The organism is Natranaeroarchaeum sulfidigenes (assembly GCF_017094485.1).
Taxonomy (GTDB): domain Archaea; phylum Halobacteriota; class Halobacteria; order Halobacteriales; family Natronoarchaeaceae; genus Natranaeroarchaeum; species Natranaeroarchaeum sulfidigenes.
The window spans coordinates 2,201,432-2,218,440 of record NZ_CP064786.1 but is presented as its reverse complement, the minus strand read 5'-3'; the positions used below and the strand labels follow the sequence as shown (position 1 = coordinate 2,218,440).

Here is a 17,009-nt window from a genome sequence, read left to right as displayed (position 1 = left end):
CCGGACTGCTCACTCCATCTCGTATCTAATATCGACGGACGCACTTACCGTCACGTCGTCCGGTTCGAGCGTGGTTTCGGGTGCCGTATCTGCGGCGTCGTCGTCTTCCGCAACGTCGTACTCCTCGTGGACCGGGCTGACGTCGCCGCCTGACGTGTCGACGTGTTTCGCCTCCACCACCGTGGCGTCGACCTGATCGGCGATGAACTCGGCCTCCGCGTCGGCGTCCTCGATTGCTTCTTCTAGCGCGCCCTGTCGTAGCTCCTCTTGCTTTTCCTCCGAGAGCGTGAACTCGATCCGGCCGACCGTATCCGCTCCCGCGTCGACCGCCGTGTCGACCACGTCCCCCGCGTCGTCGACCGCGTGGACCTCGACGCGATAGGCGTGAGTGCCGACGTAGTAGACGTACGGTTCGACCTCCTCCTCGGAGTCCGGTTCGACGCCGTCCTCGCGCATCTGCTCGTGGTCGATCTGGTCGCGGATCCGGAACTGATCGGTCGTAATCTCCTCTTCGTCGATCCCGTATGCCACGAGCGCGTCGTAGAGAGCGTCGCCGCGCTCGGCGAGGTCGTCCCGGACGGCCTCGGCGTCGTCACCAGTAGATTCGACTCCGACCTGCAAGACTGCAAGGTCGGGGTCGGCATGTACCTCACCGGATTCCGAGACCGTGATCGTTCGCTCGGAGCTGTCGGTGTCGTCGCCGGGTTCTTCCTCGGCATCGGAGCCGCCGAGGCAGCCGGCAAGCGCGGTCGATGCCACTGCACCGCTCGCGAGCAGTAGTTTGCGTCGTTGCATACGCGTAGCGAGAACTGGTAGCACAGTTAAACTGCCGTAGGCTCAAACGCTGATTGTAGTCTTCTCGTCGGCTTACTCGCCGAGAAGCGACTCGACCGTCTCAGTGACTGCATCGCTCGCCGCGTGAACCTCCTCCAGCGAGACGTACTCGCGCTCGGAGTGTGCTACTGCTCCGTCCTCGTCGGCAAGCACGCCGGGACCGAACACCACAGTCGGGGCGTCGCGGGCGAAGTACGATGCCTCGGTGGCAGCGCCGAACGCCCGGACCTCGCCGCCACTCGCCGCTCGAAGCCGCTCGACGAGCGGGGCTTCCTCGTCGGTGACAAAGGGATCGGGAAACGGCGTGTCGGGTCGGATCAACTCGACCCTGGCTGTGATCGGCTCGGTGAGGTGGTGATCGAGGTGGGTCTGTAGCCCGGCCGCGAACGTCTCGCTGGTCTCGGGTGGCACGTTCCGACGGTCGAACGTGATCGTTACCCGGTCGGGCACGCGGTTCGGCGCGTTGCCGCCAGCGAGTACCGTGGGCGTCAGTTTCGGCTCGCCGAGCACCGGATCATCGTCCGGCCCCTCGGCCTCGTCGTAGGTCTCCAGTGCCCGGAGTACCGTCGCAACGGCGTGGATCGGGTTTCGTGATCGGTCGACATCTGCGGCGTGTCCGCTCTCCCCCTCGATCAGTATCCGACCCTCGCACTGGCCACGCGCGCCGATACAGACGTCGAGGCCCGTCGGCTCGCCAACGATGTAGGCGTCCGCGTCGAGGCGCTCGCTCAGCGCCTTCGCGCCCGTTTGCGTGGTCTCCTCGTCCGGTGTAATCGCCAGCGTGAGTCGCCCACCGTCGACCTTCACCTCTAGAAAGGCGGCGAGCAGGGCTGCGAGTGGGCCTTTCGCGTCGCAGGCGCCGCGCCCGTGGACGATGTCCCCGTCCCGGTCGTAGGGCAGGTGTGGTGGGACGGTGTCCATGTGAGTGTTCAGGACGATGTGTGGGCCAGCGTCGGCTCCTCGCGTCGCGACGACGTTTCCAAGGTCGTCTACTTCGGGCTCGTGGCCCGCGACACGGAGCTGTTCGACAAGCAACTCACGCATCTCGGCGACGGACTCGTGGGAGGGCGTCTGTACTGCGTCGGCGTGGAACCGTTCGATGTCGAAGCTCATTCGCTTTCCCGAACCTCCTTCCAGTTGACGACGACGGTCCCGATCGCGAACGCGTCCCTGCTGTCCTCGTCGCGGCGGATGCGCAGCGTGTTCTCGCCGGCCTGTAGCGGCATCTCTGCGGGACTATCCATCCAGTACTGCCACCCGCTGCCCGGTGGGATGTCGAACCCGCCGAGGGCCTCGCCGTTAAGGACGATCTCGTGGCCGAAGGCTCCGACGTCGTAAGCCTGTAGCTCGACGTACACGTCGGTCACGTCCTCCACTGGGACGGAAAACTCGTATTCCGACGTCCGGTTGCCGCCGAACGTCGCCCACGAAAGATCGAGACTCCCCTCGTCGGGGCCGAGATACTCGTTGATGGAACAGAGCGCGTAGTTCGCCCGGTAGTCAGTCATGTTCCACGGTTGGCACCGCGGTCAAAAGCAGCTTGCGTTCGTTACTGCTCGACGCGGGTCACGTCGTCCAGCGTCTCACGGCGGCGAGCAACGCGGACCTCACCATCTTCGAGTGCGATCTCGGGCGGACGTGGCTGGGAGTGGAACTGGCTCGCGAGTTCGTACCCATAGGAGCCAGCGTTCCCGATGGCGAGCACGTCGTCGCGCTCGGGTCGCGCGATGGGTCGGTCGTGGGCAAAGACGTCCGCGCTGGTACAGACGGGACCGCCGACGGTCACCTCGTGAGGATCTCGCTCGGGCGCGGAGACGTTGTACATCGGGTGATACGAGCCGAACATCGCCGGGCGAACCAGCGTTGCGAGGCTGGCGTCGACGCCGACCACTGTGGTATCGGGCGCTTCCTTGATCGTGTTTACAGTGGTGAGGATCAGCCCGGCGTCCGCGACGATGTAGCGGCCCGGTTCGAGTTTGAGCGTCGCATCGAGCTCGCCGACCGCATCGCGGACCATCTCGCTGGCGACGTCCAGATCGAGCGGCGGTTCCTCCTCGCGATAGGGGACGCCGTAGCCCCCCCCGACATCGACGAACTCCAGCTCGTCGTCGCCAACCCGTCGCGCCATCTCGCCGACGCGCTCGATGGCTTTGCAGTGGTCTTCGAGGCCGTCGGTCAGAACACCACTGCCCGCGTGGGCGTGCAGGCCGACAAGATCAAACTCCTCTCGAACGCGGTCTGCGACCTCGGGGACCTGCTCGTAGGGGATACCGAACTTCGCGTCAGCGCCCGTGGCGACCTTCTCGTGGTGGCCGGTCCCGATGCCGGGATTGATCCGGATGGCGACCCGTCCGTCGTAGCCCCGCTCGGCCAGCCGATCGAGCGTGTCTCTTGCGCCGATCGTAATCGTGAGCCCCGGTGCGTCCTCGGCGAGGTCGACGGCGTAATCGAGGTCGTGGTCCGGCGGGTTGACCGCAGTGTACTGGAGCGTGTTCGGATCAGCGCCCGCCTCGATCGAGCGCTGGAGTTCGCCCCACGCGGCGCACTCGATGTCCGCACCGACCTCCAGTAAGGCTTCGAGGACGGCGCTCCCGGTGTGAGCTTTCGCCGCGTACATCACGTGGGCGCCGGGAAACGCCGCCGAAAAGCGGGCGTAGTTTTGCTTTACGCGATCCAGATCCATCACGTACTGGGGTGTTCCGTGTTCGGTCGCGAGCCGTGTGAGCAGATCGGCGTCCCAGTCGGCCAGCCGCCGGATCGGCGGCGAGTCGGCATGGTCGGTCATTACCCGTCAGTTGGCCGTCGCGGCCCTGAATGTTCTGGTTCGGCGGCCCCGATCCTTCGCGTCTCACCGAGGGAGAATCACCAGTAACGCTAAGTGGGAATACAGCCCGCCTTTCCGACAGTGCCAGTCGATCCGATCGTTACTGGATTGATCCTCGCGGAAGTCGTGAACGTCCCGATAGTTGGGGAGGTCGATCTCGAAGAGCACTCGGTCGTGCTTTCGACGATCCTCATTGCGCTCGTCGACGGTTTTAACCCCTGCTCGCTGTGGGTGCTGGTCGTTCTGATCGGTCTCGTTAGCCACTCCGGCAGGAGCAAGGTAGTCCTCGTCGGGACGACGTTTCTCCTCGTCACTGCTGGGATCTACGGACTGTTTATCGCCGGGCTGCTCAGTGCGTTTCACTACGTTGCCCATCTGGACGTTATTCGGTACGTCGTCGCGACGGTTGCCTTCGCGTTTGCCGTGGTGAGCCTCAAAGAGTACATCGCGTTCGGGCGGGGGGTCTCGCTGACGATTCCCGATCGCGTGAAACCACGGATCGTCGCCCGTACGCGGGAACTGATCCGGAGCGACGGGACGATAACCACTGTCGTGTTCACTGCGCTGTTTGCGGGGGGCGTTGCGCTGATCGAACTGCCCTGTACAGCAGGGTTCCCACTCATCTGGTCCAGCCTCGTCGTCGAAGCGAACGTGAGTGGCGTGTCGTACGTCGGACTCCTGTCGACCTACGTACTCACGTATCTCTCCCTGGAGCTTCTGGTGTTTCTCGCCGCAGTTACGACCATGCGTCGTGTCGAATACGGCGAATCCCGTGGACGCGTTCTCAAACTGTTTGCAGGAGTCATGATGCTGTTTCTCGGTGGCAGCATTCTCGTCTATCCTGACATTCTGGAGAGTGTGAGCATGACCCTCTCAGTCGTCCTCCTATCGGTGCTACTGACAGTGGTAATCGTCGTCATCGATGGATCCGTAGTCGACATATCGGGTTGATGATAGCGACGTGGGCACGCCTGCGACTGACGGTCGCATCCGGAATCGATTGGTCGACGCCGAAATCGATTTATGAGCTATGTTCGAAGCCGAGTGTATGACCAGTCTACGATCGCGGCGAGCAGTGTTACGGCTGTGTGGAACGGTAGGTCTGGGGGCAGGTCTCGCTGGCTGTCTCGGAGACGGTGGCGAGACGCCCGAGCAGGCGGTAACCTCGCCCGAAAGTGCGGATGCCGCGGTGGTCGTGTACTGGTTCTGGGGGGACGGCTGCCCCGTCTGTGACGATCAGAAGGGGTTTATCGACGAGATTGCTGCGACCTCCGAAACGGATGTCGTTGCGCTGGAGGTGTACAACGATGCCGAAAACAGAGAGCTGTTTAACGACGTCATCGACGAGCACAACATCCAGCGGGAGGCCGTCCCGACGACGGTGATCGGGAGTGAGCACTGGATCGGGGACTCATCAGATATCAGGGACGCTATCCGGGCCAAGCTATCGGACTGTCGGGAGGAGTCGGGCTGTCAGCCACCTGCTGTCGTGTGATGGGGGCGGTCAGTCCAGGGGTCACCCGAAACTTTCGACCGCTGCAGCATCGAAGTCCCCCCCGGCATCGGTGACCGCGTCCCGGGCCGCCTCGACGAACGACTGGAAGCCGAACACGTACAGCTGCCCCTCGTCGACGACCGACGCGACGGCAGCGGCGAACGCCTCCGTCCCCTCACCGATGATCGTGACGTCCGCACCGGCCTCGACCAGCGCGTCCAGACGCTGCTCGTGGGCTGGTACGTCGTCCTGATACACGATCGCTGCGTCGTTGCCCGTCTCAACGGCTGCCTCGGCGATCCCGACAGCAGGTCCGACACCAGGACCCCCAGCGAGTACAACGACATCCCCGTCCTCGTATGCGACACTCCCGAAGGGCCCCTCAATCCGCAACGTGTCGCCCACTTCTCGATCGGCCAGCCACGGTGAGAGATCCCCCTCGGGGTCGACTCCGACGGTGATCTCGAAGGTCTCCTCGACATCGGGCGACGAGAGCGTGTAGTAGCGAGCGATCTCCTCGCCGTCGACGGTACCGTAGAGCCTGACAAACTGACCGGGCTTCGCGTCGAAGTCGGTGGGCGTTTCGAGTTCCAGAGCGATCGTCTCCGGTCCGACAGTGGTGACTGCACGAACCGCGACCTCGATCTCGTCCATGGGTAAACTACGGTGCTCGGGTCCTAATGGGTTGTGTTTGAAGCATTGTTGCGGTCCGTTCTCGCAACACGGAGCTGGCCAGAGACCGATTCCACATAAATTATTGGGTAGGTGTTTCAGAAGGCTTTTGCCGTGTCGCAGACAACTCGGGTCTCAATACATGCCATCAGATCTGAACTGGGCGATCGGCGGAGAAGCCGGTGATGGGATCGACTCTACCGGGAAAATCTTCGCTCAGGCGCTGTCGCGCGCTGGCCGTCACGTCTTTACGTCGAAGGACTTCGCGTCCCGTATTCGCGGGGGATACACGGCCTACAAGATTCGAACGTCGACGGAGAAGGTCCAGAGCGTCGTCGACCGGTTAGATCTGCTGGTGGCACTGACACAGCGAACGATCGACGAGAACCTCGACGAACTCCACGAGGAGAGCGTCATCATTTACGACGGCGAGCGCTCGTGGGAGGCGGAGATCCCCGACGAGATCACCGGTGTGAGCGTCCCCCTCAAATCGCTTGCCGAGGACGCTGGCGGAGCAATTATGGCGAACACCGTCGCGCTCGGTGCGGCCTGTGAGATCGCCTCGTTCCCAATCGAGAACCTCGACGAGTCCCTCGAAAAACGCTTCGGCGACAAGGGCTCGAAGATCGTCGAAAACAACAAGGACGCAGCTCGTCTGGGGCGGGATCACGTCCGGGAGAACTACGGCGAGTTCGACTACGAGCTGGAGACGACCGACAACGACTACGTCCTGCTCAACGGCGACGAGGCGATCGGTATGGGTGCGATCGCTGCCGGCTGTCGGTTCTACGCTGGCTACCCCATTACCCCCGCGACGGACGTGATGCACTATCTGATCGGCCGAATCGAGCAGTATGGCGGCCACGTCATTCAGGCCGAAGACGAGCTGTCGGCGATCAACATGGCACTTGGGGCGGCCCGCGCTGGTGCCCGGTCGATGACGGCGACGTCCGGGCCGGGTATCGACCTGATGGCCGAGACTTTCGGCCTCGCCGCGACCAGCGAAACACCGCTGGTGATCTGTGACGTGATGCGGTCGGGCCCCTCGACTGGGATGCCGACCAAACAGGAGCAGGGCGACCTGAACATGACGCTGTACGGCGGGCACGGCGAGGTACCGCGTTTCGTCGTCGCGCCGACGACGATCTCCGAGTGTTTCCACAAAACGGTTGAGGCGTTCAACCTCGCCGAAAAGTACCAGCTTCCGGTCTATCTCGTCTCGGACCTCGCGCTTGCAGTCACCGAGGAGACGTTTGATCCGATGGAGTTCGACATGGACGAGGTCGAGGTCGAGCGCGGCAAGGTCGTCGACGACGAAACCGTCGACGAGTGGCTCGATGAGGAGGGCCGGTTCCGCGCGCACGCCGACACCGAGGACGGAATTAGCCCCCGTTCGCTCCCGGGGACGGCCGACGGCGCGCATATGTCGACCGGTCTCGAACACGACGAACTCGGTCGCCGAACCGAGAGTACAGACATGCGCGTCAAGCAGGTCGACAAACGGCAGCGGAAAGTCGAGACCGCACGGGAACGCGAGACGTTCGATTACCGCGAGTTCGGCGACCCAGCGGCAGAGACGCTCGTCATCTCGTGGGGCTCGAACGAGGGTGCGCTCGTCGAGGCGCTCGATATTCTGGAGAACGAGGGCATCGACGTCCGCGTGCTCTCGGTGCCGTATATCTTCCCGCGGCCGGACCTCACGGAGGAGGTCGAAGCGGCCGAGGACGTCATCGTGGTCGAGTGTAACAAAACCGGGCAGTTCGCCGATCTGATCGAACACGACGTCCTGACGAGAGTACAGCGGATCAACAAGTACACTGGCGTGCGATTCAAGGCCGACGAGCTGGCCGAGGAGATCAAGGGGGCGCTCGCCGCCGATACGGAGGTGACAGCATGAGTTCCGACGTTCGATTCACAGACTTCAAATCCGACAAGCAGCCGACCTGGTGTCCCGGATGTGGGGACTTCGGCACGATGAACGGCATGATGAAAGCCCTGGCCAACACCGGCAACGACCCGGACAACACGTTCGTGGTCGCCGGGATCGGCTGTTCCGGCAAGATCGGGACGTACATGCACAGCTATGCGCTGCACGGCGTCCACGGCCGCGCACTGCCGGTCGGCACCGGCGTCAAGATCGCCAACCCAGACCTCGAAGTGATGGTCGCTGGCGGCGACGGCGACGGCTACTCGATCGGTGCCGGTCACTTCGTCCACGCAGTCCGACGGAACGTCGACATGACCTACGTCGTGATGGACAACCGCATCTACGGGCTGACCAAGGGACAGGCCTCGCCGACGAGTCGAGAGGACTTCGAGACCTCGACCACGCCGGATGGCTCGAAACAGCCTCCGGTCAACCCCCTTGCTCTGGCGCTGGCCTCGGGTGCATCCTTCATCGCCCAGTCGTTCAGTTCCGACGCCCTGCGTCACGCCGAGATCGTCCAGAAAGCCGTCGAACACGACGGCTTCGGCTTCGTCAACGTCTTCAGCCCCTGCGTGACGTTCAACGACGTCGACACCTACGATTACTTCCGCGACTCGCTGGTCGACGTCGCCGATGACGACGACTACGATCCCACGGATCGCGAGCAGGCCAAAGACGCGATCACGGACGCCGACAAGGAGTACATGGGCGTGCTCTATCAGGACGAAAACTCGGTACCGTACAACGAGCGCCACGGCGTCGAGGCGAACAAGGCCGACATTCCCGACGGCGCGCCCGAGGGCGCGATGGACCTGGTTCGGGAGTTTTACTGAGTCGGCTGCTTTCGTTCCTGTAACTCCTTGCGGTATTGACGATCCGTCACTGTCTCCCCGAACAGGTCCGTCTCACGAGTGTCGACGGCCTCGTAGCCCCGGGCCCGGTAGAACGATTGGCCGATATCGTTGTCCGCGAGGGCGTATAGCTGGATCACGTTGTAGCCGTGAGTCGCCCACCGCGTCTCGAACTCCGAGAGCAGCGTGGTCCCGATCCCCTCGCCCCAGTGATCCGGCAGGACGTATATCGATCCGAGACCGACGACCGCGTCGTCGACCGCAGCGCCGCTGGCGTAGCCGACCACAGTATCGCCCTGCACGGCGACGAGGTACGTCACGTCGTCGTCCGCGATACGTTCGCGGGTCAGCGACGGGTCGTACCACTCCGCCAGCGCCGCCTCGATGGTCGCGTCGTCGAGCACCTCGTTGTAGGCGGTCGTCCAGCCCTGCTCGGCGACGCGGGTGATTCCCTCGACATCGGCGGGAACGGCATCGCGAATCGTCACAGCAGCCATATCGGGCAACTCACACTCCACTGGCAAAACCATGGGGGCAGCACACGAACGTTCAAACGATTCTGTCCCATAGCGAGGCCCATGGACGGCGACGCCTTTCGAGACCGACTCGAACGGGAGCACGCCGAGAAGCTGGACGCACTCGACTCGCCGGAACTGCTCGTCGCGCTCGCGGAGGGCAACCCGACGCCACCCCCGCTACTCGAAGCGGCGGCCAACAGCGAACACGCCGCCCAGCGAACGTTCGAGCAGTGGGCCGAGACCGAGCAGGACGCCGCTGCACGCGATGCCTTCGAGGATAGCGCCCAGCAGGAGCAACGCCACTACCAGCTAGTTGCGACCGAGCTCCCGCCGGGCTACGAGCCCGCCGATGGCGGCCCGCTACATGCGTATCTCCGCGGGCGAGAGGAGACGATTCAGCGGGTCGCCACAGGGATGGTCGGCCGGTCGCTCGTTAGCCTGCGGACTCACGCCCGGTTGATCGAGTACTTCGAGGGCGAGCGAGCGGCGCTGTTCGTCGAGCTACGGGACGAAACCGAAGCGACCCTTCACACTGGCGTCTCCCTGCTGGATACGCTCTGTACTGGTGAGGGCTGGGACCGCGCCGAGATGGCAGCAAGCTACGTGATTCGGGTCGCCCACGAGGACTACGTCGACTCGCTCGCGGCGACCGAGGGAGAAGAGTCGAGCGAGAGCTAACCGGCAGTCCGGGCGCGTCTCACCGGTCTCGGGTGTGCATTGAATACGCACGCGAGGGCACTGCTGATAGTGATGTCTCCCAAAGTGGGTTGTATGCCCCCGGAACTTACGCGGCGCCGTGCCCTCGCCGCCGGTGCGGTCGCCGCCCTCGCTGGCTGTCTGGACCGGCAAGACGGCGGCCTCGGCTCCGCGGACGACGTTTCCGAGCCGGACAGTCGGGATGAGGACCCACCCGAGGACCCCCCGACAACCGAGCCGCCTATCGAGATGGCTCACTCGACGGCCGCGCTGCGTCAGGAGGTAGCCAATGGGGGCGTCCCACAGGACGGTATCCCGTCGATCGACGAGCCCGTCTACACGGACGCGGGAAGCGATGAGACGCCGGCGGACGAAGATATCGTCTTCGGCGTGGAGCTGAACGGAGAGACCGCAGCGTACCCTCGAAAGATACTCGTCTATCACGAGATCGTCAATACGGAGATCGGCGGCGAACCCGTCAGCGTCACCTACTGTCCGCTGACCGGGACTGCACAGGGGTTCTACCGCGGCGGGACGGAGTTTGGCGTCTCCGGGCAACTGGTCAACAGCAACCTCATCATGTACGACCGGGAGGCCGAAAGCTGGTGGCCACAGGTCCCGGCAGTCGCGATCGACGGTCCCCACGATGGTCGTTCATTACAGGAGTTTCCGGTCGTCTGGACGACCTGGGAACTGTGGCGCGATCACCATCCGGAGACACAGGTGCTCACCGATGACACTGGCTACGTCCGGGATTATGGCAACGACCCGTACTCCGGCAGTTACAATCCGACAACTGGCTACTACGATGACGGCGGCCCCATGTTCGCGCCAGTCGTGAGCGACGATCGTCACCAGGCGAAGACGATATTCATCTGCGCGCGAACGCCCGACGGCCCGCTGGCAATCCGAAAAGAGCTCCTGCGCGAGCAGGAGCTCATCGACCTTTCCGTCGGGGACGGATCGTACCTCGGCGTCTACGACCCACGGCTTGATACCGGCTACGTCTACGAGAACCCCGACGAACGGACCTTCGAGTACACGGACGGCGAACTCCGCGGGGACGGCACTGTCCACGCTCCCGACGAACTCCCGCTAGATCGGTCCCTCCGACTCGACGCGATGTGGTTCGCGTGGACCGGCATCTACCCGGGGACGGAGGTCTACGACTAGTGGCTCTCCAGCGGCTCTCGATGACCGCAGGGGCGATCCGGGCCGCACTCACCCGGCCGCGCTCATTGGTGGTCACCCTCGCCGTCAGCGTGGTGTATCTGTTCGGGTACCTGTACGCGATCGGTGATCTGTCGATCAGGCACGGTGTCGGCGTCGGTATCGACGTGCCGGTAGAGGAGCCGCTCACCCACATGCTCACGCGGACTGGACCGGCCTCGTTCGAGGCCATCGCATTCGTCGATCTGGAGCCGTTCCGACTGCTGTTCTCGCCGCTGAACACGCTACTCGGTATCGGTCTCGCCACACTGGTCGGTGTCAACATCGCGCTCAGCTATCTGGTGATCACACAGCCTCGTTCCTGTGGGATCGGCGCGGGATCCGGCGTGCTCGCTTCGATCCCCGCCCTGCTCTCGGGGAGCGCTTGCTGTGCGCCGGTCGTACTGATCGTTCTCGGAATTCAGGCCAGCGGGCTGTTGCTCACGGCGATGACGTGGCTGTTACCGATCGGGATCGTCTTGCTGGTTGGGTCGCTCGTCTATCTCGGCGGGAAGATCGATCCGACCCTCTAGCACAGTGGGGTGAACGGAAAGCCTACCCGTGCTTGGGGTCAGTCACTACGTTCGGTGGGCCGTGGCAGTCGAAGGGTGATACCGTTGCCAGTCTCCGTCCGCTCGAACGTGATTCGCCCGCCGGAGAGATCAACCGCCCAGTAGACCAGCCAGAGACCGAGCCCGGTGTTGTGATAGACCTCAGTCATCTCTTTTTCGCCCGTCAGGACACGGTACTCCTCGTCGGGGATCGGCGGACAGGTGTCGACAAATTGAACCACGACGTGTTCTTCCTCAACACTAATCTCGACGTCGACAGCCGGGTGCTCTGTCACGTCGTGTTTCAGTGCATTCTCCAGTAGTTCGATGAAGGCGGCTTTCAACTCGGACAGCCCCTGCACCTCGGCAGCATGTGGGGCAGCTACCCGGACGGTCGCATCCGGGTACTCCGCGGACACGACGCTCACAGCCTGCTCGATGGCGTCAACAACGTCGACCCTTTTCGGCCGCTGAATCCCTGTCAGGAGGTCGATGATGGTTCGTTGCTTCTCCGCGCTCGCAAGCAGGTCGTTACCGAACTGGCGGATGATCTTCGCACGACCCGCCATCTCCTCGTCACCCTCCCGCTCGATCAGATCGGCGTTTCCGAGAATGACCGACAGATCGTTCCGAAGGTTGTGGCGCAACAGGTTGTCCATGACGGCGAGCTGTCGTTCCCGTCGATGACGGTCCGTGATATCACGAGTGAACCCGACGATTCGACGGACCGCGCCGTCCTCGACGACCGGTTCGCCCTGTACCCAGACGTAGGTGTCGTAATTGTGTTCTGGATTCACTCGGTGTTCGAAGCTAACCGATTCGCCCGCTGATAGTCGCTCCATCGCATCCTCTACACAGGGCACGTCGTCGGGATGGATCGTATCGAGGAAGGCCAGTGGGTCCTCTCGTATCCGTTCGATTGGCTGGCCGTAGGTCTCCTCGTAGGCTGGCGAGACGAACAGGAGCTCCGTCCAGTCCTCCGAGAACATCCAGACAGGATCGCTGATCGTGTTGGCGATCTCCCGTAAGCGGCTCTCGGCCGTCTCGCGCTTGTGCTCCGCCTGAACCTTAGCCGTAACGTCGCGAGAACTCACAACGTAGCCGCCCAGACTATCGTCCGTGACGTTCGAGAAGCGACTCTCCATCCAGATCCACGAGTCGTCTGCCGACCGAAACCGATACCGAACAGTCTCGGTAGTTGGGTCTTCGCTCGTAATGACCCGCTCGAAACACGCCCGTGCCGCCTTCCGATCGTCGGAATGGATATACTCGAACGCGTCCTCGCCGACCAGAGACTCCGGATCGTAGCCGAGTAACTGTTTTGCCGCATCGTTGATGTAGCCGAACTCCCCGGACTCGTCGACGAGCGCGACCTTGTCCTGCGTGTACGCGAGAAGCGATTGACCGGACAGATCCAGCGACCGGGGCATACTACCACATTGCCGTGGGGGCTGTATAAGAGTGGTGCCGGACTGACTGTTTCGACGGTCAGGTCCCTTTGCGATCAATACTTCAAAACTTGTACTGTATTACTTCGCTTTCTGTAGTGAAACACTTCGAAAGCTGTAGTTAAGAAGTCGTCTCAGTTTCTGCTGCTTCGTGACCAATCCCTGCACGTCAAAGAGTGGCTATCTCGACTTCGGCTTACGCTTCGTCGAACAGTTCCTCCCCGTCGACCATCTTCTCCTCGACGACGTCCATGTCGAGGGTGACACCCAGACCCGGCTTTTCGGGAATCTCGATGTAGCCGTCCTCGATGACATCCTCCTCGACGAGATCCTCCCACCAGCCGAGTTCGTAGGAGTGGTACTCGACGGCCAGCGAGTTCGGGATCGCCGCACCGACGTGGGCGCTCGCCATCGTCGCGACGGGCGAGGCGACGTTGTGCATCGCCACCGGCATGTAGTACATGTCGGCCTTGTCGGCGATTTTTACAGTTTCACGCATCCCGCCGACCTTCGGCATATCCGGGGCGATCATGTCGACGGCCTGTTCCTCGATGAGTCGGCGCTGGCCGTGTTTACGGTAGACGTTCTCCCCGGCGGTGATCGGCGTCGAAGTCGACTGCGTGACCTCGCGCTGGACGTCGTGGTTCTCCGGCGGGACTGGGTCTTCGAGCCACCAGACGTCGTACGGTTCGAGCGCTTTGGCGAGGCGCTTCGCGCTCCCGCCCGAGAACGTCCAGTGACAGTCGAACGCGACGTCCGCACGCGATCCGACGCGCTCGGTGACGGCCTCGACGATGCTGACCTTGTGGTCGATTTCGGGCTCGCGAAGGTGACGGTTCGCCCGGTCTTTCTCGTGGCCCGACGGGACGTCGAGATCGAACTTCAGGGCGTCGTAGCCGAGTTCCTCGACGACGCGTTCGGCTTCGTCGGCACAGGCGATCGGGTCGGCCTCCTCCTCGGTGTGGCAGTCACAGTAGACACGCATCTCGTCGCGGTACTTGCCGCCCAAAAGCTGGTACGCTGGGAGTTCGAGAATCTTCCCTGCGAGGTCGTGCAGCGCGACCTCGATGCCGGAGATGGCGGTGACTGTGACGCCGCCGATCGATCCCTCGCCGGACATCTTCTGGGTGAGATGTTCCGTGAGCCGATCGATATCTAGCGGGTTCTCCCCCTGCAGGAACGGGGTCATCCGCTCGATCAGTTCCGGTGTACCAGCACCCCAGTAAGCCTCGCCGGTGCCGACGATCCCGGCGTCAGTGTAGATTCGGACGAGGGTCCACGGGAAGTTGCCATCGACCATCGTCGTCTGGATATCGGTAATCTCGACGTCGCGACCGCCGCCTCGTTCATTCGTCACTCCCATCGTTTCAGAAGAGAGATCGCGCATCGTGTACTCCGCATTCGGATCGTGCAGGTCGCCGTAATTGACACCCATGCTCCGTGCTTTACTAAGCATACAGTAAAACCTTGAGATATGCCCGCGAGCACGTTCGGTTCGAACACGTCTCGACCACCCTTGTATCTCTCTGGAGCTTGTGCCCCGAGTGGCCGAATACCCCGTACCGAACGCGCTTTACGTTTCGACACGCTGGATTCGAGTATGGATTACGAAGACAGTCTGGATCGGGCCATCGAGGAGACGCCCGATATCGGCGGCAGCGACGAGCGGCTCTCGATTCCCGACGCGACGGCGCAGAAAGACGGTGCATTCACGCGGTTTACGAACCTCTCCGACATCGCGGACACGCTCTCCCGGGACCCAGAACACCTCCACCGGTTCGTCCAGCGCGAGCTCGGTACCAGCGGAACCTTCGAGGAAGGACGTGGTCGATACAACGGCAGCTTCTCCGACGGCGACTTCGACGCCGCGGTCGCAAAGTATACCGACGAGTACGTCACCTGTACCGAGTGTGGACTGCCGGACACCCGACTCGTGCGCGAGGACCGGACGCCGATGCTTCGCTGTGACGCCTGTGGTGCGTTCCGGCCGGTCTCGAAACGCTCCAGTACGAGCAGCAACGTCTCGACGGCCGCCGTCGAGGAGGGCAAGACCTACCAGGTCAAGATCACCGGAACAGGGCGGAAAGGCGACGGTGTGGCCGAAAAAGGCAAGTACACGATCTTCGTCCCCGGCGCGGAGGAAGGGGACGTGGTCGAGGTCTATATCAAAAACATCAGCGGAACGCTCGCGTTCTCACGGCTAGCGAACTAGGTTCGAAAGGGGGAGAGGTTTCACGGGTCAACGACCCGCAAAACCGCGTGGGGAACGGTCAGCATACGGAGCGTGGCCGCATCGTGTGACGGGACCGTAACGACCACACGCTATCCTGCCCATCCAATATACTAAAGCTTGCGGCCTCTCCCTGTCACGATACTCGTCGAATGCTGGGTGTTTAATTACCCTTCCGGTACCTGCAATCCGCCGAGTTCGTCGAGCGCGAGGAACTCCTCGATCAACGCTGCAGCACGGTCGTAACTGGTCTGCTCGGAGGGGTCGTCTGCGGCCCGGTCGATCCCTGCCGCGTCGAAGACCGAGTCGATGAACACGTCCCGCACGTTCTGATTCTCGAAGAGTCCGTGGAGATAGGTTCCCAGAACGCTCTCGGTTGCCGCCCCAGCTTCGGGAAACGGCCGCTCGACAGCGTCCGTGAGCGTCGTTTCCCCCATGTGGATCTCGTACCCTGACACCGGACCGCTCGCTCCGTCGAGGGGACCGACGCCGATGAGTTCCCCGGTAGCCTGTTCGAGGCGTTTTTCTGTAGAAAACTCGGTTTCAACGGGAAGGATACCAAGCCCCTCGACTGTCGTTCGCTCGCCCGTCCCCTCGATATCCGCGTTCGTGATCCGCTCGCCCAGTAACTGGTAGCCGCCACAGAGCCCGACGATCGGGCCCTCAAAACGCCGGATTTCCTCGTCGAAGCCCGCATCCCGCAGCGCGAGCAGGTCGTCGACGGTGTTTTTCGTCCCCGGAAGTACCAGCGCGTCGGCGTCGCCGTAGGCTGCATCGAGCGGTCGGTACGATACCCGGACGCCGGACTCGCGTTCGAGCGGCTCCAGGTCGGTGAAGTTCGAGATCCGTGGCAGCCGCGGGACGGCGATCGTCACCGCGCGGTCGTCCGGGACGCCGTCCCCGGTACCACGCAGGGAGTGCTCGCCAACCGGGGGGAGCGAGACGCTATCCTCGGCGGGCAGGCCGGGGTCGTCGTAGGGGACCACGCCGAGTACCGGCACTCCCGTCCGCTCTTCGAACTCCGTGATTCCCGGTTCGAGGATCGAGCGATCGCCCCGGAACTTCGTGATGACGACGCCGCCAACCTGCTCGCGGAGGTCCTCGGGAAGGAGCGAGAGCGTCCCAACGAGGCTGGCGAACGCGCCGCCGCGCTCGATGTCCGCGACGAGGAGGATCGTCGCATCGGCAAACCGGGCCGTCTCGACGTTCGCGAGATCCCGGTGGTGGAGATTGATCTCGCCCATCCCGCCCGCCCCCTCGGCGACGACCAGATCGGCGTCGTCGGCGAGCCGGCGGTGTGCGTCGACCGCCGCCGTTCGCGCACGATCCCAGTGCTCGTCGTAGTACTCTCCGGCCGCGTAGTGGCCGACCGCCCGGCCGTCGATCACGAGCTGGCTCTCGCCGTCGCCACGCGGTTTCAACAGGACGGGGTTGACATCCGTGGTCGGAGGCCGACGCGCCGCACGGGACTGGACGTACTGGGAGACACCGATTTCGCCGCTTCCCGGCGGGTCGTCTCTATCCTCATCCTGCCTCGATCGTGGCACGACCCGCGCGTTGTTGCTCATGTTCTGTGCTTTGTATGGCGCGACGTCGACACCGCGATCGGCGAGATACCGGCAGATCCCCGCAGCGATGGTGCTCTTGCCGACGTGGCTGGCCGTCCCGCCGATCAGGAGGGTCGGGGTGTCGGGGGCGTTTCTCGTATGATCCTCGGCCACCGCAGCCGGCTCCGCGTCGACGTCCTCGCGCAT

Annotated in this window: 17 protein-coding genes; 8 read left to right on the top strand and 9 right to left on the bottom strand. The window is 63.2% G+C overall.

All coding sequences use genetic code 11. The features are described 5' to 3' along the window. Positions 1-9: 9 nt before the first annotated feature. From AArcS_RS11430 to lysA, 4 genes are all read right to left on the bottom strand, one after another. Complete coding sequence (locus tag AArcS_RS11430; protein WP_238477547.1) at positions 10-795, bottom strand: SIMPL domain-containing protein; 786 nt, start codon at positions 793-795, stop codon at positions 10-12. Between the two features lie 72 nt (positions 796-867). Next, positions 868-1,947 carry a M20/M25/M40 family metallo-hydrolase gene (locus AArcS_RS11425; protein WP_238477546.1) on the bottom strand — a complete coding sequence of 360 codons (1,080 nt, stop codon included), beginning with the start codon at positions 1,945-1,947 and terminating at the stop codon, positions 868-870. Continuing rightward, positions 1,944-2,342 carry a DUF7383 domain-containing protein gene (locus AArcS_RS11420; protein ID WP_238477545.1) on the bottom strand — a complete coding sequence of 133 codons (399 nt, stop codon included), beginning with the start codon at positions 2,340-2,342 and terminating at the stop codon, positions 1,944-1,946. The genes AArcS_RS11425 and AArcS_RS11420 overlap by 4 nt, the downstream gene beginning before the upstream one ends. Positions 2,343-2,383: 41 nt before the next feature. Beyond that, positions 2,384-3,619 (bottom strand): diaminopimelate decarboxylase, encoded by a 1,236-nt coding sequence (gene lysA / locus AArcS_RS11415; RefSeq protein WP_238477544.1) that lies wholly within the window; start codon positions 3,617-3,619, stop codon positions 2,384-2,386. Between the two features lie 120 nt (positions 3,620-3,739). Here lysA and AArcS_RS11410 point away from each other — a divergent pair, with 120 nt between their 5' ends. Both AArcS_RS11410 and AArcS_RS11405 read left to right on the top strand, forming a co-directional pair. Then, complete coding sequence (locus tag AArcS_RS11410) at positions 3,740-4,609, top strand: hypothetical protein (protein WP_238477543.1); 870 nt, start codon at positions 3,740-3,742, stop codon at positions 4,607-4,609. A 97-nt stretch (positions 4,610-4,706) separates the two neighbouring features. After that, positions 4,707-5,153, top strand: coding sequence for a glutaredoxin family protein (locus tag AArcS_RS11405; protein WP_238477542.1), 447 nt, complete (start codon positions 4,707-4,709; stop codon positions 5,151-5,153). A 21-nt stretch (positions 5,154-5,174) separates the two neighbouring features. Here the strand turns inward: AArcS_RS11405 and AArcS_RS11400 are convergent, their stop codons facing one another. Then, entirely contained in the window at positions 5,175-5,807 is a 633-nt protein-coding gene (locus tag AArcS_RS11400; RefSeq protein ID WP_238477541.1) for an FAD-dependent oxidoreductase, read from the bottom strand. Between the two features lie 160 nt (positions 5,808-5,967). Between AArcS_RS11400 and AArcS_RS11395 the strand changes: the two genes are divergently transcribed. Both AArcS_RS11395 and AArcS_RS11390 read left to right on the top strand, forming a co-directional pair. Further along, positions 5,968-7,722, top strand: coding sequence for a 2-oxoacid:acceptor oxidoreductase subunit alpha (locus AArcS_RS11395; protein ID WP_238477540.1), 1,755 nt, complete (start codon positions 5,968-5,970; stop codon positions 7,720-7,722). Continuing rightward, a complete protein-coding gene (locus AArcS_RS11390) occupies positions 7,719-8,585 on the top strand; it encodes a 2-oxoacid:ferredoxin oxidoreductase subunit beta (RefSeq protein ID WP_238477539.1) in 867 nt (288 codons plus the stop codon). The genes AArcS_RS11395 and AArcS_RS11390 overlap by 4 nt, the downstream gene beginning before the upstream one ends. Here AArcS_RS11390 and AArcS_RS11385 read toward each other — a convergent pair. Next, positions 8,579-9,100, bottom strand: a complete 522-nt coding sequence (locus AArcS_RS11385; protein ID WP_238477538.1) for a GNAT family N-acetyltransferase — start codon at positions 9,098-9,100, stop codon at positions 8,579-8,581. The two genes, AArcS_RS11390 and AArcS_RS11385, sit on opposite strands and share 7 nt — an antisense overlap. A gap of 81 nt (positions 9,101-9,181) precedes the next feature. On the opposite strand from AArcS_RS11385, the gene AArcS_RS11380 reads away from it, so the two are divergent. The 3 genes from AArcS_RS11380 to AArcS_RS11370 all read left to right on the top strand — a co-directional run bounded on the left by AArcS_RS11380 (position 9,182) and on the right by AArcS_RS11370 (position 11,559). Beyond that, complete coding sequence (locus AArcS_RS11380) at positions 9,182-9,799, top strand: rubrerythrin family protein (protein WP_238477537.1); 618 nt, start codon at positions 9,182-9,184, stop codon at positions 9,797-9,799. 93 nt (positions 9,800-9,892) lie between these two features. Then, the gene (locus AArcS_RS11375; RefSeq protein WP_238477536.1) at positions 9,893-10,990 is read left to right on the top strand and encodes a DUF3179 domain-containing protein; all 1,098 of its coding nucleotides are present in this window, start codon (positions 9,893-9,895) and stop codon (positions 10,988-10,990) included. Next, positions 10,990-11,559 carry a hypothetical protein gene (locus AArcS_RS11370; protein ID WP_238477535.1) on the top strand — a complete coding sequence of 190 codons (570 nt, stop codon included), beginning with the start codon at positions 10,990-10,992 and terminating at the stop codon, positions 11,557-11,559. Before AArcS_RS11375 ends, AArcS_RS11370 begins: the two co-directional genes overlap by 1 nt. Positions 11,560-11,597: 38 nt before the next feature. Here the strand turns inward: AArcS_RS11370 and AArcS_RS11365 are convergent, their stop codons facing one another. Both AArcS_RS11365 and AArcS_RS11360 read right to left on the bottom strand, forming a co-directional pair. Continuing rightward, positions 11,598-13,007: a PAS domain-containing sensor histidine kinase gene (locus AArcS_RS11365; RefSeq protein ID WP_238477534.1), complete on the bottom strand. Its 1,410-nt coding sequence runs from the start codon at positions 13,005-13,007 to the stop codon at positions 11,598-11,600. A gap of 214 nt (positions 13,008-13,221) precedes the next feature. Beyond that, a complete protein-coding gene (locus AArcS_RS11360) occupies positions 13,222-14,460 on the bottom strand; it encodes a mandelate racemase/muconate lactonizing enzyme family protein (RefSeq protein WP_238477533.1) in 1,239 nt (412 codons plus the stop codon). 165 nt (positions 14,461-14,625) lie between these two features. On the opposite strand from AArcS_RS11360, the gene AArcS_RS11355 reads away from it, so the two are divergent. Next, entirely contained in the window at positions 14,626-15,237 is a 612-nt protein-coding gene (locus AArcS_RS11355; RefSeq protein ID WP_238477532.1) for a translation initiation factor IF-2 subunit beta, read from the top strand. Between the two features lie 185 nt (positions 15,238-15,422). Here the strand turns inward: AArcS_RS11355 and AArcS_RS11350 are convergent, their stop codons facing one another. Continuing rightward, a complete protein-coding gene (locus tag AArcS_RS11350) occupies positions 15,423-17,009 on the bottom strand; it encodes a cobyric acid synthase (RefSeq protein ID WP_238477531.1) in 1,587 nt (528 codons plus the stop codon).

What these genes read in the sequence shown, in the direction of transcription:
- AArcS_RS11430 (WP_238477547.1), bottom strand. Translation starts at nt 795, where the DNA reads ATGCAACGACGCAAACTACTGCTCGCGAGCGGTGCAGTGGCATCGACC.
- AArcS_RS11425 (WP_238477546.1), bottom strand. Translation starts at nt 1,947, where the DNA reads ATGAGCTTCGACATCGAACGGTTCCACGCCGACGCAGTACAGACGCCC.
- AArcS_RS11420 (WP_238477545.1), bottom strand. Translation starts at nt 2,342, where the DNA reads ATGACTGACTACCGGGCGAACTACGCGCTCTGTTCCATCAACGAGTAT.
- lysA (WP_238477544.1), bottom strand. Translation starts at nt 3,619, where the DNA reads ATGACCGACCATGCCGACTCGCCGCCGATCCGGCGGCTGGCCGACTGG.
- AArcS_RS11405 (WP_238477542.1), top strand. Translation starts at nt 4,707, where the DNA reads ATGACCAGTCTACGATCGCGGCGAGCAGTGTTACGGCTGTGTGGAACG.
- AArcS_RS11400 (WP_238477541.1), bottom strand. Translation starts at nt 5,807, where the DNA reads ATGGACGAGATCGAGGTCGCGGTTCGTGCAGTCACCACTGTCGGACCG.
- AArcS_RS11395 (WP_238477540.1), top strand. Translation starts at nt 5,968, where the DNA reads ATGCCATCAGATCTGAACTGGGCGATCGGCGGAGAAGCCGGTGATGGG.
- AArcS_RS11390 (WP_238477539.1), top strand. Translation starts at nt 7,719, where the DNA reads ATGAGTTCCGACGTTCGATTCACAGACTTCAAATCCGACAAGCAGCCG.
- AArcS_RS11385 (WP_238477538.1), bottom strand. Translation starts at nt 9,100, where the DNA reads ATGGCTGCTGTGACGATTCGCGATGCCGTTCCCGCCGATGTCGAGGGA.
- AArcS_RS11380 (WP_238477537.1), top strand. Translation starts at nt 9,182, where the DNA reads ATGGACGGCGACGCCTTTCGAGACCGACTCGAACGGGAGCACGCCGAG.
- AArcS_RS11375 (WP_238477536.1), top strand. Translation starts at nt 9,893, where the DNA reads ATGCCCCCGGAACTTACGCGGCGCCGTGCCCTCGCCGCCGGTGCGGTC.
- AArcS_RS11365 (WP_238477534.1), bottom strand. Translation starts at nt 13,007, where the DNA reads ATGCCCCGGTCGCTGGATCTGTCCGGTCAATCGCTTCTCGCGTACACG.
- AArcS_RS11360 (WP_238477533.1), bottom strand. Translation starts at nt 14,460, where the DNA reads ATGGGTGTCAATTACGGCGACCTGCACGATCCGAATGCGGAGTACACG.
- AArcS_RS11355 (WP_238477532.1), top strand. Translation starts at nt 14,626, where the DNA reads ATGGATTACGAAGACAGTCTGGATCGGGCCATCGAGGAGACGCCCGAT.
- AArcS_RS11350 (WP_238477531.1), bottom strand. Translation starts at nt 17,009, where the DNA reads ATGCGCGAGGACGTCGACGCGGAGCCGGCTGCGGTGGCCGAGGATCAT.